The sequence below is a fragment of the Serratia sp. UGAL515B_01 genome (assembly GCF_033095805.1).
Classification (GTDB): domain Bacteria; phylum Pseudomonadota; class Gammaproteobacteria; order Enterobacterales; family Enterobacteriaceae; genus Chania.
Genome location: NZ_CP109901.1, coordinates 3,451,103 through 3,466,591, shown reverse-complemented (window position 1 = coordinate 3,466,591; position 15,489 = coordinate 3,451,103). Strand labels below are relative to the sequence as shown.

Here is a 15,489-nt window from a genome sequence, read left to right as displayed (position 1 = left end):
GACTTTGACGAGTACGGATGAACAGGAGATACACGCAAACCGCGCATTGCTGCATTATTCGCTGCTTATTGGGTCTATCAAACCGCACAACTCACGCCTTGTTCAGTGCGCAAATGACCCCCAGGGGTGTTCGTGTATCATTGAGGGGAACAGCCTAGCCCTGCATTATTGTCAGCGCACGTGTCCAATAAATTTTCACATACAATGTCGCGATCTTTAGTTGATCAGACGGTATAGAAGGCTAGATAATCGTTTGCCTTAAAAATACCTTTCAAATCTAAAATCTGATTAGCGTCGGTTTCATTTGAGATCTTTTGGGTAAAGCCATCATCAATCCACCGCTTCACGCAACGAGAGTTAAACGTTTGCCATATTATATGGCGTCATTTGGCCGTGTTACTGAAAGGTATGGAAGTGAACGTGATGGAAACGGTTTCGTAATGAGCATGCGTAAGCAGAATAACAGGCCTCTTCCTAGGGGCTGGCAATGAAAACAGGGGACAGCAACATGTCGAAATCTCAAGCGGATAATGCCTTCACACCAAAGGGCGGGCTTGATGGGTATTTTCAACTTTCAGCACGGGGTACTAATGTGCGTCAGGAAGTGGTTGCAGGGTTAACTACCTTCCTGGCGATGGTCTATTCGGTGATCGTCGTCCCAAGCATGCTAGGCAAAGCCGGTTTTCCTCCAACCGCGGTGTTTGTTGCCACCTGCCTGGTTGCCGGTTTGGGATCGTTGCTGATGGGCTTGTGGGCCAACCTGCCAATGGCGATAGGTTGTGCTATTTCACTGACAGCGTTTACCGCCTTTAGCTTGGTACTGGGCCAGCAAATCAGTATTCCTGTGGCGCTGGGGGCAGTATTTTTGATGGGAGTGCTGTTCACCATTATTTCGGTGACTGGCATCCGCTCCTGGATCCTACGTAACCTGCCTATGGGGGTGGCGCACGGTACAGGTATTGGCATTGGCCTTTTCTTGTTACTGATTGCTGCAAACGGGGTTGGCTTGGTAGTGAAAAACCCGCTGGATGGCTTGCCGGTTGCGCTAGGAGCATTCACTTCATTCCCTGTCGTAATGACATTGTTTGGGCTAGCGGTAATCTTTGGCCTGGAAAAATTGCGCGTACCGGGCGGAATACTATTGGTGATTATCGCTATTTCCATCATTGGCCTTATTTTTGATCCAACGGTGAAATACCAAGGCCTATTTGCCATGCCGAGTTTGGCAGGACCAGACGGTAACTCATTAATATTCAGTCTGGATATTATGGGGGCCTTGCAGCCAGTGGTGCTGCCAAGCGTGTTAGCATTGGTGATGACAGCGGTGTTCGACGCCACGGGTACTATTCGTGCGGTGGCGGGGCAGGCAAATCTGCTGGATAAAAATGGCCAGATCGTCAACGGCGGTAAAGCGCTGACTTCAGACTCTTTGAGCAGCATCTTCTCTGGTTTGGTGGGAGCAGCACCAGCGGCGGTTTATATCGAATCTGCCGCAGGTACGGCGGCTGGTGGGAAAACAGGTCTGACTGCCACGGTGGTGGGGATTTTGTTCCTGCTGATCCTGTTCTTGTCACCACTTTCCTATTTGGTACCGGTGTACGCGACGGCGCCTGCCTTAATGTACGTTGGCTTGTTGATGTTAAGCAACGTGACTAAATTGGACTTCAACGACTTCGTTGATGCCATGGCCGGGTTACTATGCGCTGTGTTTATCGTTCTGACATGCAACATCGTTACCGGGATTATGTTGGGTTTCAGCTCTCTGGTGATTGGCCGCGTATTCTCTGGTGAATGGCGTAAGCTGAACATTGGTACGGTGTTGATTGCTGCTGCGCTGGTTACGTTCTATGCTGGTGGCTGGGCGATCTAACTCATCAGCAATGTCGGGGCGCTGGCGTAGCGCCCCGATTCTTATCTCAAATTTTACCTCTTCTTCTTGCCCTATATTATTAAGTGCCTCTTCCATCAGTTTAATTTTACTGACTATTTGAACCTATTCTGGCGTTGTTCACCGCTGATTTGGCAAACTTTACCGCGTGGCTTACGTTTTGCCCTGCGCTTAAATAGCCACCAACGGCACTCACGTGTAATAAGAGAGAGGGTATAAGGTAAAACAAGCTTTAATCCCACGAAAAAAGTGATTTACTATTGGACGTTAACTTTGTCAGCGAGCTTTGATGTTCTGAACCGTAGAGTCTAAGGAAAGCATGGAAATCTTTTTTACAATCCTCATTCTGATTTTGGTGGTCTCCCTTTCTGGGGTGATAACACGCATATTACCGTTTCAGATACCATTGCCGTTAATACAGATAGTTATCGGGGCTTTGCTCGCCTGGCCGCATTTTGGGCTGCATGTTGATTTTGATCCTGAACTGTTCCTCGTATTGTTTATACCACCGTTATTGTTTGCCGATGGATGGAAAACCCCTACGCGCGAATTCCTGCACCACGGGCGCGAAATTCTTGGGTTAGCATTGGTGCTGGTGTTGCTCACCGTTGTGGGTGTCGGTTATCTCATTTACCTGATGGTGCCGGGGATACCTCTGGTAGCTGCGTTTGCTCTGGCGGCGGTATTGTCGCCAACCGATGCTGTTGCGTTGGGTGGTATCGTTGGCAAAGGGCGCATTCCTAAATCGATTATGGGCGTACTAGAAGGGGAGGCATTGATGAACGATGCTTCCGGTCTGGTTTCGCTAAAGTTTGCCATCGCGGTAGCAATGGGGACGATGATATTTACCGTTGGTGGCGCCACTCTGGAATTTTTGAAAGTGGCGATTGGCGGTCTGTTGGCCGGCGTTGCGGTGACCTGGACGTACAGTAAGTGCCTGCGCGTTATGAGCCGTTGGAGTGGTGACGATCCGGCAACGCAGATTGTATTCCTGCTGTTGTTGCCCTTTGCCTCCTATTTGATCGCTGAACATATTGGTGTTTCCGGTATTTTGGCTGCAGTAGCCGCGGGGATGACTATCAGCCAGTCTGGGGTGATCCGCAATGCACCGCTGACTATGCGTTTGCGGGCCAACAGCGTTTGGGCCATGTTGGAGTTTGTGTTCAACGGCATGGTCTTCATCATGTTGGGGCTTCAGCTCCCGGGGATTTTGGAAACCTCCATCCTCCAAGCTGAGTTAGATCCAACCATCGAAACCTGGTATCTGTTCACTGACGTAGCGATTATCTATACCGCATTGCTGGCGTTGCGTTTTACCTGGCTGTGGTTGATGAAAAACGCCAGCAAACGTTTTATGAAAAAACGCCCGTTGCTGTTTGGCGATTACAGTACCCGTGAACTGTGGGTGGCCTCTTTTGCGGGAGTCCGCGGGGCGATAACTCTGGCGGGTGTGCTCTCCATTCCGTTGCTACTGAGTGACGGTACTGCTTTCCCGGCGCGTTACCAACTGGTGTTTATTGCCACCGGGGTTATCCTGCTGTCGCTGATTGTCGGCGTATTGGTCTTGCCTGCACTGCTGCGCGGAGTGCATGTCGTTGATAAAAGCACCAGCAAAAAAGAAGAGCGTATGGCGATAGCTATGGCTGCGGAAGTAGGGATCCAAAGTATCAACAAAATGGAAGAGCGCTTGCTTGCTGATACGGAGGAAAACTTCGATCCGCAGGTGCTTAAAGAGATCAGTTCACGTGTAGTTGGTACGCTCAGACGGCGTATCACTAGCAAAGATGATATTGAGAATACGTTGATACTGGAAAATCTGGAGCGGCGTTTTCGCCTGACAGCATTACGAGCTGAACGCGGTGAGCTTTATCATCTGCGTGCCACACAGAAAATCAGCAATGAAACATTGCAAAAGCTGCTAACGGATCTCGATCTGATGGAGGCTTTGTTAGTCGAACGAGAAGGTTAGGGTGCCTTGGCTCCTTTTAGTCATCTAGGTTGTGTCCTTCAATTGCACGCGAACAACGTAACCATAGGCTCCAGCCTGAAGTGGCTGTTGCGGTTCCACGGGAAGTTAAAGGATACAACCTAATAGTGATGACTTTTGGCTGAGGTTAACTTCATGTTTCTGGCGTTTCGCCGTGCTGCTTCTGCTTTCCTGACTCGCCTCCAGGTGCCGATTCAGGTTGTGCTATATGCCTTGCTATACCTGGCTGCCGATCAACTGGTCAAGCAATTTCATCTGCCTTTACCCGCCAATATTGTCGGAATGCTGATGGTGGAGAGCTGGAGGATTTTTCTGGTGATTGCTATCAGTACTATGCTGACGTTGGGTGTTACCAGCTTGGTGGTTGGCCGTGTTTACCGTTTTGAAGTCTGGTTGCAACGGCGGAAACAGCGAGATGTATAATTTTATCCTCAGTGCGCAACGGCCTGGCGAAAGGAGCCCGATTTGGCGCTTCTTGCCACGGAGCCGGGACCGCCAGAGCCGACGAGATTTTGCCCAGCAGGTGGGCGTGTTTTCCAGCCTGGCGATGATGCTGGCGGGAGTAATCACGGTGATCGGTGCGCCACTGATAAGCCGATTAATGTGGTAATGAAACTGGGGGCTAAGGCTAAGCTGTACTCCTTAACTGTCGTAGGCCCAAAAGCCGACATCAAGCCCGGCAAAACACAGGCGATGGGCTTTTTGGGGGGGCCTACAGAGTATGAAGCTTCTCAAATTGCAGTTGGGTGACTCGAAATCTTTCGTGGCTTGCACTGCTTGCTGATTGAGTCTCATTATTTAATAGAGTGAAGGTGAACCTTCCGGTCGCGTTTTGAAACGTCGGTGTAACCACAGATATTGTTCCGGTGCACGCATAATCTCTTTCTCTATAACTTTATTCATATAAGCAGCTGCTGCGACTTCATTATCGATTGGATAGTCTTCCAACGGTGGTTGGATCAGCAGGTCGTAGCCTAAGCCTTTCGGGCGACGAATCAGTACCACCGGCACCAGAGCCGGTTTTGCCATACGGGCCAGCATAAAGGTACCGCTGGTAGTTGCGGCCTGATCGACAGCAAACAGCGGCGCAAATACGCTGCCGCGAGGGCCGTAATCCTGATCTGGGGCGAACCATACGGCCTCTCCGCGTTTTAGTGCTTGCACCATGCCCCGCAGGTCTTTGCGATCAAGCATAGCCTTATTTGAGCGCATACGGCCTTTGGTCTGGGCCCACTCCATCGCTTTGTTATTATGTGGGCGATACATCGCCATCATGGGTTGGCACAATCCCATAGCTCGACCACCCAGCTCTAACGACATAAAATGCACGCCAATCACTAATACGCCGCGGCCATTTTTCTGCGCCAGGTTCAAATGGTTAATACCGGACACGTTGAACCAGCGTTTGACGCGTTTGTCTGACCAGAACCAGGCCATACCGGTTTCTAGCAATCCCATTCCGAGGGATTCGAAGTTTCCGATAATTTTGCTCTCACGCTGTGCTGTATCCATATCTGGAAAGCATAATTCGAGATTACGGCGAGCGATCGATACACGGCGTTTCAAGAAACGCATTGAAGTACGCCCCATCCATCCCCCTAGCCTGTAAAGCACAGGATAAGGGAGTTGAACCAGCAGGAATAAAACCGTAAGACCGAACCAGGTCAACCAATAGCGGGGGTGCAGTAAAGAACGATGAAAACTTTGCGGACGCGTCATATTAACTCTTATGCAATGTGGGGTATAAGCCTGTAGCGCATAAAGAAGTGACTCGATAGCGGTACAATACTCAGACACCACGTCATGGTGATCGTTTAGCGAGATAACGTTATTAACTAAATCTTTACATTCTAAGGGCGGCTCGCATTACCATCAAGTTTCGGAAGGGCTTTTGCCTGCCCGCGAAGGGACTCGTTGAGCGTTGATTATATCATATAATCAACCGTCCAGGTTTCCTGGAGACGAGGCCGCGCTCCCGAGTTTCACGTAAGCGTTGCTGAGACCGAAAAAGATCAAGAGTTTAACATGAATATCGTGTCTTTCTTGCACTGGGTGTATTGCGGTATATACTCGGCAGGCTTTAAGTTGCATCGGCATGTTTTTCGCTTTTTTAAACTTTAATTACCTAATATATTCAATCTGATAGAGGATTCTTCCAGTTATTCACCCGTCATACATAGCGTAAGCTTTTGGCCTGAATGGGAGAAATTAGAAGCCGTCAATAATGTAAAAGGAATGTACTGTGTCAGAAACATCCCAACCGACCTCACAGGCTTTACGCTTCCCTTGCACGGTATTCAGAACTCAAAAGCGTATGGATGATTACGCTGCTGATGACATGCGCTGTGGTGACCTCAGCGCGACACAGTTGAAAACTGCTTTTAAGCTGAGTCATGTGTCAAGCAAAGCAGACCCATACACACTAACGTTGTTCGGACAGATGCAATCAATGCCTTATGGGTATCTGGCTGGTATGAAGTTGGAAAGCAAGAAGATAACACGGCATGAATGTGCCAAAATCCTCTTTGATGAGTTTCGCAACGAATCGCAGACCTTCTCTTTTTATGGCCCGTATAGAAAGTGATTGGCAAGATGATCGATCATACGCAAAGCGGTAATGGTACACCGTTTAGGGATATGATATTAAATACAGCATTGAAAGAGCAGATCCTTGATGACACCTCAGAAAATAGTTCATTATTAAGAATAAAGAAGGTGTTAATAGACAATATTGATTGGAAAAACAAGTTATATCCAGAAGAAAAAGAAGGGGATATCAGAAAGGCTATTTCTTTCGGTAGATTGCCAAAATTTGACCGATTACAGGATCGCATTAATGGATTAGGTATTACGGTTCATGATATATATGCAGCTCATATCACGATAACTTCATTACAGATTAATAATGATCGCTACCGTGCGGTTATTCGGTATAATGTTCAGGACCATTTTGGCCTAGATAATAAAGATATTATGAAGTTTAAAAAGTTTAGTATATTCCGACTCTGGTTTGTACTCCAGCGATTCAATCAGTTTTGCTATAAGCCCTTCATGACTAACATTGAAACAACGATTGAAATTGAAGGTAGTCGCCATGATAGTAAAAAATAAACTATACATCGGCATATTGTTGCCCATCATCGCCATCCTCAGCTATATGCTATGGTTGTTAAATCGCCCTATTGAAATTGTCGCCGTCCATCAGGATGAGAATTTTAGTTCAGTTTTGGTCAAAAACTTTCCCATTACCGATCAAGGGAAAATAAACTGGTGGCTGGACTTGAGACGACGGCCACGATGATGCACTTCCCCATGACGACGCAGCACCCGGTAAAAGGTCGACTCACTCGCCAGATAAACTCCTTTATCCGCCAGACGTGGCACGATTTGTGACGGCGGCAGGCTGGCATACTCGGGTTGATGGCAGACAGCCCGTATCTGCTGCTCTTCTTCCACACTCAGGCGATTGGCGGGCGCTGGGCGTATCGCCGTGGTTCTTCGGTCTTCCGGGGACGTTTGCCAGCGCTGCCAGGTGCGTACACTGAGCTCAACTTCGCGGCAGGCCACCGCTCGGCGGGCACCGGCAGTGACGGCCTCATTTATCCACGCGATAAACTGCTGCCGTTCCTCGTTGGGTGTCAGTCGTCCTCGTCCGTTTCCCCGTAGTAGTCCCTGAGCTTTTTTCTTAACACCAGGATCGCCGCCGCCTCCGCCAGCGCCTTTTCTTTACGCAACAGTTCCTTTTTCAACTGTTTGTTTTCTTTCTGGCTTTGCTTGAGAGCCGCTTTATCATCGCCAGAAGGAACCTGCAAAAAAGCCTGTTTCCATTGCGCTATCTGCGCGGGATAGAGCCCCTTTTTGCGGCAGTATTCGGCGATTTCCGTTTCACTTAACGTGGCGGTTTCCACGATAACGGCGAGCCGCGCTTCGGCGGGCCACTGTTCACTGTTTTTCTCTGCACCGGGCACCGGTTTCCCCTCTGATTTAGCCTGATTGCGCCAATTATAGAGAGTCGCTTCCGATATCCCTTCCATCTGTGCAACAGCCGCGACAGTCATGTTGTAAGGGGGCAGCAATTTTGCCAACACGCTGGCTTTACGTTCGGGAGAAATACGTTTTATTTGTCACTCCGTCGCCCTCTGGATCCATTTTTAGAAGGGGGGTGACAACTATGCTGACACTGAGGGCAGTTTTCAGGGTAAAAAACTTTTTTCTATGAGCTTTAGAAAAATAAAGGGCGTGGCTGGTATTAAGAACTAGCATGATTGCTAAGAAATCACCGCCTTGAATCCTATGGACAGGCCTATACTATGTACCTGCTGTACTAAGCCTGACCTAAGATAATGTTAATTGCACGATAAGGAGAACCATATGGATACGGTAGAGGAACTGAACGGAACGTATTTCTATAAGGGATTAACTAACCTCACGCCACAAGAATTGCTCTTTTGGGTGTTCGTTGAAGAAGTTGAAAAGCAGTTAGGAATACAGGATATCATAGGCGTTGCAGCCGTTGTTCTTGGTAGTAATATTATTGATGTGCCTGGAAAACCAAGCACAGCCACACCGGGAACGTCACATGCATCGCTATTTTTTCGCAAACATATCAGCTATAAGTTTAAAACGCGGGTATTACCAACACTGACTAGAAAATCTTTTAGCCTCAGAGGAATTAAGATTATGTGGGTTAATAATCTTGGTGCCTTTGTTGGAAGAGCTGTTCCCGTTCTAGGTTGGGTCATACTTGCGAATGACGTTTCAACAATCGGTTACCGCACTCTTAGAAACTACAACACAATCGCACGACCAGAGGATAAAATTTTGTGAATCAGGTAACTGATGCTGCTGTAAGGGAGTTTGTAAAAAGCGAATTGCCTTTGATAACAACACTTTTGCTAAAGAAGGTTGATATTGACGACCACTCTACCTTGCAGGAGCTGTATGAAGCAGATGATGTAGCGGAAATGATTGAAAAATACTTTGTACATTTTAATGTTAATCCTGCCGATTTTATTATTACAAATTATTTTCCTTGGAAAACCCCCTTCCTATTCTTTAGAAAGCCGGTTAATCAGGATAAAACTTCGCTCACCATACAAATGTTTATCGATTCCGCTAAGGCTGGACGATGGCTTTATTAATAACAAAACTCGGCGGTCGTGATGCAGATTTAGTGGTAGTGGTTGATTGTCAGATACCATCCGATGATCTTATCGTGCATCTCTTCTGACTTTGAGAAACAAATGGTCTTGCGGGTAAGCCGCTTAAGATGGGTCCGCAAGTTCAGATTATGTCGCTCAATCCGCCGCGTGTATTTCTTGCTGATAACATGACTGGTTGAAGACAATAAAGTCCGGTATACCGGCCAGGCATCGGTCATGTAGAAGGCAATGCTAAACGGGTCCAGCAAAACCAGAAGACGCTGGAGTGTCAGTGCATTTCGCGGGCCAAACACGTGGGCGATGACGCGCTTTCGGATACGGTCATAGGCATAAAACAGCCAGCGCTGATTGCCTTTACAGCGGACATACGACCACTGTTCATCGGCTTCACAACAAATAACGACTTCTGCCCCCTGGCTCAACGTTTTGCGCTACCTGATGCGGTGCGAGTTTTTTAGATGACGGAGAACGGTGTTGAGACTTATCCGCAGTGCTCTTGCCGTATCGCGGCATCCGGAGCCGTTCATCGCCATATCAACAATGGTTTGATGTTAGCCCCGTTGTAGCGATAGTGGAGCTGGAAGGTCTTCAGACACTGCTTACAGCGATAGAGCTGCGATCCTGAACTGGAATGGCCGTTTCGGATAACCCCCTGAGTGTCAGAGCAACGGGGACAAACCACATCAATCTTTGCCATCAATCATCCAAAGGGCAAAGAATACAACAACACTAAATCTGAGTCACGACCGGTAATCCGTAAGATATACCGTCGATTGATTAGATAATTTTAATATTGCTTGAGAAACCGCTTTGGTTTTTTTTTATTTTTGGCGTTCGAGTATCCAATATTTACGATTCCCACATGATGAAATACCGATGCGGTGATCTTCAAATACACATTTTCCATGTCTTACTTACTCATGATTGAAAGGGCATACCGATGCTGCTTAGATGGCTTTTTTGTTTGCCTGCGTTTAATAGAGATTAATATCTTTCATGTCACTGTATATCACGTGGTGTATCACGCGAAAAGAAAAAGGCGCTTACCGAATGAGGTAAAAGCGCCTTTTTTCAATACGTTAACTGACTAGTATCAGTTCATGCCGTATTTTTTCAATTTCTTACGCAGTGTTCCGCGGTTGATTCCCATCATCAGGGCTGCGCGTGTCTGGTTGCCACGGGTGTATTGCATCACCATGTCCAACAGTGGCTGTTCAACTTCAGCCAATACCAGCTCATACAGGTCATTAACATCTTGACCATTCAATTGAGCAAAATAGTTCTTCAGTGCTTGCTTAACCGAGTCACGCAGAGGCTTTTGTGTCACTTGGTCCTGTGAGTTCACGGTTGAAACGGTTAGTACGTCAGAATTTACGCGTTGTTCGAACATAGTTCTGTCAGCTCTTTTTTGTTACGCAAGATTTTCGAAATATGCCTCCAACGCCTCCAGCTGTTCGCTAGCATCCTCAATGGCGTTGAATGTGCGCCGAAACTGGTCATTTGGGGCATGCTCCTGTAAGTACCAGGAGACGTGCTTTCGAGCAATCCGGAATCCCTTGCCTTGGCCATAAAAGCCGTGCAGCTCCCGAATATGCTCTATCAACAAGCGCTTCACTTCGCCCAGTGGCATCGGTGATAGCAACTCCCCAGTGTCCAGATAATGCTGGATTTCCCGGAAGATCCAGGGTCTCCCCTGAGCAGCGCGGCCTATCATCAGGGCATCAGCCCCAGTGTAGTCGAGCACTGCTCTGGCTTTATGCGGGTCAGTAATGTCGCCATTCGCGATAATCGGAATGGAAACACTCTGCTTAACTGCCCGAATACTGTCGTACTCCGCGTCGCCGTTAAACAGACAAGCGCGGGTTCGGCCATGAACAGTCAAGGCCTGTATACCACAATTTTCGGCCAGTTGGGCAATCTCTACACAGTTACGGTGCTCTGGTTCCCAGCCAGTACGGATCTTAAGTGTTACCGGAACATCCACTGCGTTAACTACCGCAAGGAGGATTTGCTTAACCAGGTCTGGATACTGCAGTAATGCAGACCCGGCAAGTTTCCGGTTCACTTTCTTGGCTGGGCACCCCATATTGATGTCGATGATCTGAGCACCACTGGCCACATTAATGCGCGCAGCAGCGGCCATATCATCAGGATCACATCCGGCTATTTGCACGGAGCGGATCCCTGGTTCATCGCTATGTACCATACGCAGACGTGACTTATCCGTTCGCCATACCTCTGGATTAGAGGAGAGCATTTCGGACACAGCCATCCCAGCCCCCATTGCATGACATAAGGTTCTGAATGGTCGATCTGTGATACCGGCCATCGGGGCCGCAATCAAGCAATTTGTTAACTGGTGTTGTCCAATGCGCATAGACAAAGAATGACCATACTGTGCCCGCAAGGGCGCGTATATTACGCATTTTTTCATCGAGATGAAAGGACAAACTTTGACCAATTTACTGCTATTTATCAATGAAAATACGGTTCGTAGAAGCCTGTAAAAATATTATACTTATTTAACAATGAGTTGAATTTTTTAGAGTGTTTTTTGTGCAGATAAATACTCTGCAAATAATAGGATTTTATCTTAGGCGGGAGAGGGATGAGTATAAGCATGCGACATCATGCATATCGAGATATTGCCAGTACTGTACTTTGGAAATAAAACCGCAAATTTATTATGGAAAATGTGCGGTACGCCAGTATCAATGGCTCGCCGTCATCCCATCGGGGGCGACGGCGAGCAAAAGATTAGGCGGTGCTACATTGCCGCCACGGGCTATGCTGGCTTGGGCCAATTGAACTAACAGGGGCGCTGTTTACCGCTTATTTTGGCGGTTCATGCTTTACTGGATGTCTAAATGGTTGCCAGCGACGCTTACGTGCAATTAAGGCTACAGCCTGACATCAATCAATGATTATGCGGCCATTGAGCGGTTGTACCGGGCGATTGTTGACATGATGGATAACGGAACGGAATTGGCTGATTTGCTCAGCAGAAGCGCTTACAGGTTTATCTATGACTATCCAGCTGACACCTTCAGAGCATGGTGGAGTGGTCAATGAGCCACTGAAGCGGTAGAAGTGAAATTCTTTAGGCAACAGCGCCTTAATATCCACTGGCTTGTTGAGCACAGCGGTTTGATCAACGGCTGTGGGCATTTGTTGCCAGGCCTGTGCCAGTTGCGTATTGGCTTTACCCTCTTCGAACATCAGTGCTACTACAGCCAAAGCACCGTCTTTGTCTTTAAAGACAAAATGCGCTTCTAACGGAAACTGTTTGCCATCAATTTCATTTTCGCTTGGGGAGTGGAAATGGAATTGCTGTAAAACGAAGTTATCGTCATCTAATTCTAACGTGTTCCCTTCGCTGACGTTGATCTGAATGGTATGGCCATTGTTGACGATTTGTTGCCTACCCAGTTTGAAAGCCAGTTCAAGTTTGCCGTGGTGGGTTGTTTTCAGTGCACCATGAATATTGATTGGGGATTGATTTTTACCGGTTTCACACAGTGAAAAATCTGGTGAGAGTTTTCCCCAATGCGCCGGATCTTCCTGACCTTCGTAGCCCCAATGGGCATGCTCTGCAGCACTAATTGTGAAGCTGGTAGCCAGGATGGCAGCAAACAACATTTTTCCTTTCATTTTCTTACCTTTTGCAAACAAAAATATCAACCATCTCAAGCGGGTCGTTCATTGCTTCATAGCCCACCATTGCTGCGCGCAGTAGGATACGCGCAATACTTTTAAGCATATGCTCGGTTTCTTTAACTAGAAATACGGATATTTCTTAGAAAACAAAGGAAACCACCGAAACTAATTAAATTTCCGATGGTTTTTTATGGTAGGAAAAGTGTAACTATTTGCGTTGACCGGTAATGCGGCACCACTCCTCGCGTTCTGCTACCGCATCGAGGGTGAATTTATCTTCGTAAGCTTCCGCTACGCTCGCCGCTTGAGTGGCCAAAACGCCAGAAAGCCCTAGGTAGCCACCGGATCTTGGCAAATCGCTGATTAATGGTGACAACTCACGCAGTGGACCAGCCAGGATATTGGCTACCACGACGTCGGCCGACAGGTTGGCCGGCTGGTCTTTCGGCAAGTACAGCTCTAAACGTTCAGAAACGCCATTACGCTGAGCGTTATCGCGGCTAGCCTGAATCGCTTGGGGATCAATATCAATGCCGATGGCGCGTGCAGCACCCAGTTTTAGTGCTGCGATTGCCAAGATGCCCGAACCACAGCCAAAGTCGATGACGGTTTTTCCTGCCAGATCCAAGCCATCCAACCATTGTAGGCAAAGTGCTGTAGTTGGATGTGTACCAGTGCCGAAGGCTAAACCTGGGTCGAGCATCACATTGACGGCATCTGAATCGGGAACATCGCGCCAGCTTGGGCAAATCCAAAGGCGTTCACCGAAACGCATAGGGTGGAAATTATCCATCCATTCACGTTCCCAATCTTTATCTTCTAACTGCTCAATTTTATGCCGGAAATTCGCACCTAGTAGTGGGTGTTGTTCCAGCATCACCACCACTTCGGCCATATCGGTTGCGGCATCGTACAGGCCGATCACATCGGTATCGCCCCACAGCAGGGTTTCGCCAGGTAACGGCTCAAATACGGGATTATCGTGCGTGTCCTGAAAGGTTACTGATACAGCGCCGCTCTCGACCAGCGCATCGCTCAGGCCTTCTGCCAGGCTGCCGGTGGTGTTAAGTTTTAGTTGGATCCAAGGCATAGTGATTCTCTTCAAGAGGGTAAAGATGAGGGCAGGAGACGTTTTTCGCCGCAGAGGTTACCGATATAAAACGCCAACAGGCTAAACAGCAGTGAAGGTACAATGGGGTGCAGTCCTGCAAGTTGTATCTTAAAGCTGGCTAATAATGTATAGGATATCGCACCTATGATCATTGAGCTAAGGGCTCCCTGCGTATTGGCCCTTTCCCAGTAAAGTCCAAACACCAGTGGCCATAGGAACACCGCCTCCAATCCGCCAAACGCCAGCAGGTTTAGCCAGATAATCATCTCCGGTGGCCGCCAGGCTGCCAGCAACACCAGCAACCCAAGGATCAGCGTTGTCAGGCTGGAAAAACGTTTGATCATCTTCTCGTTCTGCATGTTCTGTGGGCGAACGCCCAGATACAGATCTTTAATGATGGTCGCGGAGGATTGCAGCAATTGGGCATTGATGGTCGACATGATGGCTGCCATTGGTGCAGCCAGAAAGATCCCCGCAGCGTAGGGTGGTAGTACCGTAATCATCAGCGTTGGGATCACCTGGTCGGGGATGGCTAAGTCGGGGATCACTGCTCGGCCCAAGGCCCCAGCCAGATGCATGCCAAACATCAGAAGTGCTACCACTGTGGTGCCGAGAATAATTCCGCGGTGTACGGCTTTGCTGTCTTTGTAAGAGATACAGCGCACGGCGGTGTGTGGAAGGCCAATCACACCAAAGCACACCAAAATCCAGAACGATGCCATAAAAGGCAAGCTAAGGATCTGCTCGCCACCTTGTGGTGAAACCAGCGCTGGATCGATTTGTTGCAGTTTATCTACCGCGTTATGCAAACCGCCAGCGGCGTGGATCACTGCTACGAGCAGTAACACTGTGCCTAACAGCATCACCAAACCCTGCATAGCGTCGTTGAGTACGCTGGCACGGAACCCACCAAAGGCGGTATAAAGCGCAATGCTAACGCCAAAAATCAACAGACCGTGATCGTAAGGAATACCCGCTGCGGTTTCCAGCAGGCGTGCCCCGCCGATAAACTGCACTGTCATGGCGCCCAGGAAAGCCAGCAATAGGCTCAGGCTGGCCAGCCAGACCAGTAAGCGGCTCTGGTAGCGGGCAAACAACATATCGTTAAGCGTGATGGCATTGTAACGCCTTGCCAGAATGGCAAACTTTTTACCCAGAACACCCAGCGAAAGCCACACGGCGGGCAGTTGGATCATCGCTAAGAGTACCCAACCTAGGCCATATTTATAGGCAGCACCAGGTCCACCAATAAACGAACTAGCACTGATATAGGTTGCGGTAAGGGTCATTGCTAGGACAAATCCCCCCATTGAGCGGTTGCCAAGGAAATACTCGCTAAGGAAATTCCCACTCTGGCGACGACGATAAGCGTAGATTGAGAGGCCAAAAACCAGCAGCAAGTAGGCGATTAACGGCAGAACGACTTCAATCTTCATCGCCATCCTCCAGAGGAATATCGCGGAATATTACGCTAACCATCAGCCAGCATAGGCCGATAAACAGCAGTGGTATCAGCATGCAGGCCATTTCGAACCAGTGTGGCAAGCCTGTAATACCACTGACGTTGTTTGGGAGATAGGCTGCTAGTGACCAGGCCAATAGATAAAGCAGAGTCAATCCCAGTGCCCAGCGTGCTTCGCGGTGGGCTTGAATAAAGCGTTTTTCCATCCGTGCCTCCAGGGGG

At 48.4% G+C, this 15,489-nt stretch carries 15 protein-coding genes and 4 pseudogenes; 9 read left to right on the top strand and 10 right to left on the bottom strand.

The window, feature by feature from the left end; all coding sequences use genetic code 11:
- The first annotated feature begins 508 nt into the window (after positions 1–508).
- The 4 genes and pseudogenes from OK023_RS15630 to OK023_RS15615 form a co-directional block, all read left to right on the top strand.
- Positions 509–1,870, top strand: coding sequence for an NCS2 family permease (locus tag OK023_RS15630; RefSeq protein WP_317693602.1), 1,362 nt, complete (start codon positions 509–511; stop codon positions 1,868–1,870).
- Positions 1,871–2,207: 337 nt separating this feature from the next.
- Positions 2,208–3,857 carry a Na+/H+ antiporter gene (locus tag OK023_RS15625; RefSeq protein ID WP_317693601.1) on the top strand — a complete coding sequence of 550 codons (1,650 nt, stop codon included), beginning with the start codon at positions 2,208–2,210 and terminating at the stop codon, positions 3,855–3,857.
- A gap of 153 nt (positions 3,858–4,010) precedes the next feature.
- Complete coding sequence (locus OK023_RS15620; protein WP_317693600.1) at positions 4,011–4,298, top strand: hypothetical protein; 288 nt, start codon at positions 4,011–4,013, stop codon at positions 4,296–4,298.
- 8 nt (positions 4,299–4,306) lie between these two features.
- A pseudogene (locus OK023_RS15615) lies at positions 4,307–4,485 on the top strand (LrgB family protein); the annotation flags it as partial.
- 188 nt (positions 4,486–4,673) lie between these two features.
- On the opposite strand, the gene lpxP reads toward OK023_RS15615, so the two are convergent.
- Positions 4,674–5,594, bottom strand: a complete 921-nt coding sequence (gene lpxP, locus OK023_RS15610; RefSeq protein ID WP_317693599.1) for a kdo(2)-lipid IV(A) palmitoleoyltransferase — start codon at positions 5,592–5,594, stop codon at positions 4,674–4,676.
- Positions 5,595–6,117: 523 nt separating this feature from the next.
- Between lpxP and OK023_RS15605 the strand changes: the two genes are divergently transcribed.
- Genes OK023_RS15605 through OK023_RS15595 form a run of 3 tightly spaced genes read left to right on the top strand, consistent with a single transcriptional unit; the run spans position 6,118 to position 7,176 of the window.
- Positions 6,118–6,459 carry a DUF3289 family protein gene (locus OK023_RS15605; RefSeq protein ID WP_317693598.1) on the top strand — a complete coding sequence of 114 codons (342 nt, stop codon included), beginning with the start codon at positions 6,118–6,120 and terminating at the stop codon, positions 6,457–6,459.
- Positions 6,460–6,467: 8 nt separating this feature from the next.
- Positions 6,468–6,986: a YPO3983 family protein gene (locus tag OK023_RS15600; RefSeq protein ID WP_317693597.1), complete on the top strand. Its 519-nt coding sequence runs from the start codon at positions 6,468–6,470 to the stop codon at positions 6,984–6,986.
- A complete protein-coding gene (locus OK023_RS15595; protein WP_317693596.1) occupies positions 6,970–7,176 on the top strand; it encodes a DUF943 family protein in 207 nt (68 codons plus the stop codon). Before OK023_RS15600 ends, OK023_RS15595 begins: the two co-directional genes overlap by 17 nt.
- Here OK023_RS15595 and OK023_RS19235 read toward each other — a convergent pair.
- Positions 7,164–7,636 (bottom strand): annotated as a pseudogene (locus tag OK023_RS19235) (helix-turn-helix domain-containing protein); the annotation flags it as partial. The gene OK023_RS15595 and the pseudogene OK023_RS19235 overlap by 13 nt on opposite strands.
- 33 nt (positions 7,637–7,669) lie before the next feature.
- Positions 7,670–7,987, bottom strand: a pseudogene (locus OK023_RS15585) (transposase); the annotation flags it as partial.
- Between the two features lie 259 nt (positions 7,988–8,246).
- On the opposite strand from OK023_RS15585, the gene OK023_RS15580 reads away from it, so the two are divergent.
- Together OK023_RS15580 and OK023_RS15575 are read left to right on the top strand one after the other, a co-directional pair.
- The gene (locus OK023_RS15580) at positions 8,247–8,702 is read left to right on the top strand and encodes an STM2901 family protein (RefSeq protein WP_317693594.1); all 456 of its coding nucleotides are present in this window, start codon (positions 8,247–8,249) and stop codon (positions 8,700–8,702) included.
- Positions 8,699–9,016 (top strand): DUF1493 family protein, encoded by a 318-nt coding sequence (locus OK023_RS15575; RefSeq protein WP_317693593.1) that lies wholly within the window; start codon positions 8,699–8,701, stop codon positions 9,014–9,016. The genes OK023_RS15580 and OK023_RS15575 overlap by 4 nt, the downstream gene beginning before the upstream one ends.
- A 29-nt stretch (positions 9,017–9,045) precedes the next feature.
- Here OK023_RS15575 and OK023_RS15570 read toward each other — a convergent pair.
- The 7 genes and pseudogenes from OK023_RS15570 to OK023_RS15540 form a co-directional block, all read right to left on the bottom strand.
- Positions 9,046–9,734, bottom strand: a pseudogene (locus OK023_RS15570) (IS1 family transposase).
- Positions 9,735–10,130: 396 nt separating this feature from the next.
- Positions 10,131–10,427, bottom strand: coding sequence for a DNA-binding transcriptional regulator Fis (fis, locus tag OK023_RS15565; protein ID WP_000462905.1), 297 nt, complete (start codon positions 10,425–10,427; stop codon positions 10,131–10,133).
- 21 nt (positions 10,428–10,448) lie between these two features.
- Complete coding sequence (gene dusB / locus OK023_RS15560; protein ID WP_317693592.1) at positions 10,449–11,414, bottom strand: tRNA dihydrouridine synthase DusB; 966 nt, start codon at positions 11,412–11,414, stop codon at positions 10,449–10,451.
- A 536-nt stretch (positions 11,415–11,950) separates the two neighbouring features.
- On the bottom strand, positions 11,951–12,688 hold the full coding sequence (locus OK023_RS15555; protein ID WP_317693591.1) for a carbonic anhydrase family protein: 738 nt from the start codon (positions 12,686–12,688) through the stop codon (positions 11,951–11,953).
- 214 nt (positions 12,689–12,902) lie between these two features.
- Entirely contained in the window at positions 12,903–13,784 is an 882-nt protein-coding gene (gene prmA / locus OK023_RS15550) for a 50S ribosomal protein L11 methyltransferase (protein ID WP_317693590.1), read from the bottom strand.
- 11 nt (positions 13,785–13,795) lie between these two features.
- Positions 13,796–15,241 carry a sodium/pantothenate symporter gene (gene panF, locus OK023_RS15545; protein WP_317693589.1) on the bottom strand — a complete coding sequence of 482 codons (1,446 nt, stop codon included), beginning with the start codon at positions 15,239–15,241 and terminating at the stop codon, positions 13,796–13,798.
- Positions 15,231–15,473, bottom strand: a complete 243-nt coding sequence (locus OK023_RS15540; RefSeq protein WP_317693588.1) for a YhdT family protein — start codon at positions 15,471–15,473, stop codon at positions 15,231–15,233. The genes panF and OK023_RS15540 overlap by 11 nt, the downstream gene beginning before the upstream one ends.
- Between the last annotated feature and the right edge of the window lie 16 nt (positions 15,474–15,489).

Coding starts and splice junctions, on each gene's coding strand:
- OK023_RS15630 (WP_317693602.1), top strand. CDS start 509: ATGTCGAAATCTCAAGCGGATAATGCCTTCACACCAAAGGGCGGGCTT.
- OK023_RS15625 (WP_317693601.1), top strand. CDS start 2,208: ATGGAAATCTTTTTTACAATCCTCATTCTGATTTTGGTGGTCTCCCTT.
- OK023_RS15620 (WP_317693600.1), top strand. CDS start 4,011: ATGTTTCTGGCGTTTCGCCGTGCTGCTTCTGCTTTCCTGACTCGCCTC.
- lpxP (WP_317693599.1), bottom strand. CDS start 5,594: ATGACGCGTCCGCAAAGTTTTCATCGTTCTTTACTGCACCCCCGCTAT.
- OK023_RS15600 (WP_317693597.1), top strand. CDS start 6,468: ATGATCGATCATACGCAAAGCGGTAATGGTACACCGTTTAGGGATATG.
- OK023_RS15595 (WP_317693596.1), top strand. CDS start 6,970: ATGATAGTAAAAAATAAACTATACATCGGCATATTGTTGCCCATCATC.
- OK023_RS15580 (WP_317693594.1), top strand. CDS start 8,247: ATGGATACGGTAGAGGAACTGAACGGAACGTATTTCTATAAGGGATTA.
- fis (WP_000462905.1), bottom strand. CDS start 10,427: ATGTTCGAACAACGCGTAAATTCTGACGTACTAACCGTTTCAACCGTG.
- dusB (WP_317693592.1), bottom strand. CDS start 11,414: ATGCGCATTGGACAACACCAGTTAACAAATTGCTTGATTGCGGCCCCG.
- OK023_RS15555 (WP_317693591.1), bottom strand. CDS start 12,688: ATGAAAGGAAAAATGTTGTTTGCTGCCATCCTGGCTACCAGCTTCACA.
- prmA (WP_317693590.1), bottom strand. CDS start 13,784: ATGCCTTGGATCCAACTAAAACTTAACACCACCGGCAGCCTGGCAGAA.
- panF (WP_317693589.1), bottom strand. CDS start 15,241: ATGAAGATTGAAGTCGTTCTGCCGTTAATCGCCTACTTGCTGCTGGTT.
- OK023_RS15540 (WP_317693588.1), bottom strand. CDS start 15,473: ATGGAAAAACGCTTTATTCAAGCCCACCGCGAAGCACGCTGGGCACTG.